Below are 2,762 nucleotides of genomic sequence, written 5' to 3'. Positions count from 1 at the left end.
ATCATAACAATCGAAAAATTTGTACCAAGTATAAGGCTTAGAGCCACTCCAAGGTCAAGCTTAATAAATTAAATGGCACTGTTGCAAATAGAGATTTGAGTCGATGATGTTCCCTTTAAAAAGTACTTAGAGACCGAAAACCCTGTTGATTAGACACACTTCACCCTGAGGCTGACCATAATAAAATGACGATGCTTGTCCTTTACGTAGTGCACGCATGACTTCAATACCTTTAATTGTGGCATAAGCCGTCTTCATAGATTTGAATCCTAATGTGGCCCTGATGATCCGCTTTAGCTTGCCATGATCACATTCAATCACGTTATTTTTATACTTAATCTGCCTGTGATCAAGGTCTGGTGGACATTTACCTTCCCGTTTTAACCGTGATAAAGCACGTCTATATGTGGGTGCTTTATCCGTGTTGATCACTTGTGGAATTTGCCACTTCTTCACATTATTTAAAATTTTTCCAAGAAAACAATATGCTGATTTGGTATTACGTCTAGAAGAAAGATAAAAATCAATGGTATCGCCACGTTGATCGACTGCACGATACAGATAAGACCATCGTCCATTCACTTTTACATAGGTTTCATCAATATGCCACGAGCTCAGATCTGTAGGATTACGCCAATACCAGCGTAAACGTTTTTCTATTTCAGGAGCATAACGTTGAACCCAACGGTAAATAGTCGTGTGATCAACATTCACACCCCGTTCGGCCAGCATTTCCTGCAGTTCACGATAGCTAATGCCATATTTACAATACCAGCGCACAGCCCAAAGAATGATTTCGCCCTGAAAATGCCGACCATGGAAAGGATTCATATGCTGCACCTTTAGCTAAAACAGTCTTCAGCTTACCATTCGTGGTTATTTGCAACAGTGCCGATTTTTTGAAAAAAGCATAGGTCTAGATAATCAAGCTAGATTTTTTAAAACCCCACATTGGTCAATTGTACATAAACCATCACAAGTACCTCTTAAATCAGATAGTTGTTCAATAAGCTTTTGTTGCTTGATTATATTTTCTCTGATAGCACTGACATGTAAGTCAATTAATTCATTCACATCTGAACAATTTTTCTCAGGTTTGTCTTTATAGGTAAGTAATTGACGAATTTCATTCAAACTCATATTTAAAGTTCGGCAATTCAAAATAAATTTAATTCGCTCAACATAGCCTACATCGTAAAGGCGGTAATTTCCTTCCGTTCTTTCCGGTTCCGGAATTAAACCTTCCTTTTCATAAAACCTAATTGTTAATACTGAACATGAGGTTTTTTTAGAGAGTTCACCAATTTTTAAATGCATTGAGTTAGTATTTCCAAAGATTCTTGACTCTATAGTAACTATAGGGATTCTAATATTCAAAGTTTATAATTTTTTTAATGGGTATAATTATGAGTGGTTGTGGATGTAGTAAAGAAACACCATGCGAAGATAAGAAATCTCAACAAAAAAATCATCCATCAATTGCAGAAGCAAACAATTCAAAGAATTGTGATAATACGCTTAGCTGTTGTGGTGAAGAGGAAGAAAAAAAATCTTCATCTCCTTGCTGTAACACTTCAAACAGTTGTGAAGATACCGCACAATCCTGTTGTGGTTCTGATCCCAAAGAAAATTTAAGCACTGAAGACGTTTTAAAAGATTCGCACTACATGAGTGAATACTTAGTTCCCAAAATGGATTGTTCTGCGGAAGAACAGATGGTTCGTATGGCGCTATCTTCAATTGATGGTGTTCAAAAACTCATCTTTGATTTACCTAACCGTTCTTTAAAGGTTCTACATAATCAAAAAGATGAAAATATAACCACCAAACTTGAAGCTTTGGGTTTTGGTGCAAAGCTTGTGAAGACTGAAACTTATATAAGCAATCAACAGGCTAAGCAAACAAGTACCTACACCATTCCTAAAATGGATTGCTCTGCTGAAGAGCAAATGGTCCGTATGGCTCTTGCAGATATTGAAGCAGTTAAAGGTCTTACTTTTGATCTTCCCAATCGAAAACTGAAAGTCTTCCATAATGAAGGGATTCAGCAAATTACGGCTAAACTCGAAGGACTGGGTTTTGGGGCGAAACTTGATGAAATACAGCTTTCTTCAGGCGATATACCTAATGAACCTGATCCTGTGAGACAAGCTAAAGTACTTAAACTGTTATTAGGTATTAATGCTCTACTTTTCTTTATAGAATTCATCAGCGGTATTATTGCTGCGTCTACAGGATTGATTGCTGATTCTCTAGATATGTTTGCCGATGCAGCCGTTTATGGTATTGCGCTATATGCCGTCGGAAAAGCTGCGAAATATCAAATAAAAGCAGCCCATTTCGCAGGTTGGATTCAGTTATTACTTGCTGTTATCGTGATTGTTGATGTCATTAGACGATTCATGTTTGGAAGCGAGCCAGAATCAACGCTCATGATTGTTATTGGCCTGCTCGCACTTATAGCTAACGTGACATGCTTATATCTTATTTCTGGTCATCGAGAAGATGGCGCACATATGAAAGCCAGTTGGATTTTCTCGGCGAATGACGTTGTCGTAAATATGGGCGTTATATTTGCCGGTGTACTCGTGGCGTGGACGGGATCAGCTTATCCAGACTTAATCATTGGCATACTGGTTTCTTTATTCGTACTTAATGGTGCCCGAAAAATTTTGGCTTTGAAGTAAGGGCACTGTTGCAAATAACCACGAATGGTAAGCTGAAGACTGTTTTAGCTAAAGGTGCAGCATATGAATCCTTTC

At 37.9% G+C, this 2,762-nt stretch carries 3 protein-coding genes; 1 reads left to right on the top strand and 2 read right to left on the bottom strand.

Annotation, left to right across the window (positions count from 1 at the left end):
- Positions 1-126: 126 nt before the first annotated feature.
- Positions 127-831 carry an IS6-like element IS1006 family transposase gene (locus tag CF596_RS14320; protein ID WP_096902856.1) on the bottom strand — a complete coding sequence of 235 codons (705 nt, stop codon included), beginning with the start codon at positions 829-831 and terminating at the stop codon, positions 127-129.
- Positions 832-924: 93 nt separating this feature from the next.
- Entirely contained in the window at positions 925-1,317 is a 393-nt protein-coding gene (cadR, locus tag CF596_RS14315; RefSeq protein ID WP_000550240.1) for a Cd(II)/Pb(II)-responsive transcriptional regulator, read from the bottom strand.
- A gap of 89 nt (positions 1,318-1,406) precedes the next feature.
- Between cadR and CF596_RS14310 the strand changes: the two genes are divergently transcribed.
- The gene (locus CF596_RS14310; protein WP_096902857.1) at positions 1,407-2,687 is read left to right on the top strand and encodes a cation transporter; all 1,281 of its coding nucleotides are present in this window, start codon (positions 1,407-1,409) and stop codon (positions 2,685-2,687) included.
- Positions 2,688-2,762: the final 75 nt, after the last annotated feature.

Origin of the sequence: Acinetobacter sp. YT-02 (assembly GCF_002412355.1) — a bacterium.
Classification (GTDB): domain Bacteria; phylum Pseudomonadota; class Gammaproteobacteria; order Pseudomonadales; family Moraxellaceae; genus Acinetobacter; species Acinetobacter towneri.
Note: the sequence above shows the minus strand (reverse complement) of the source record. Positions and strands in the feature narration are given on the sequence as shown.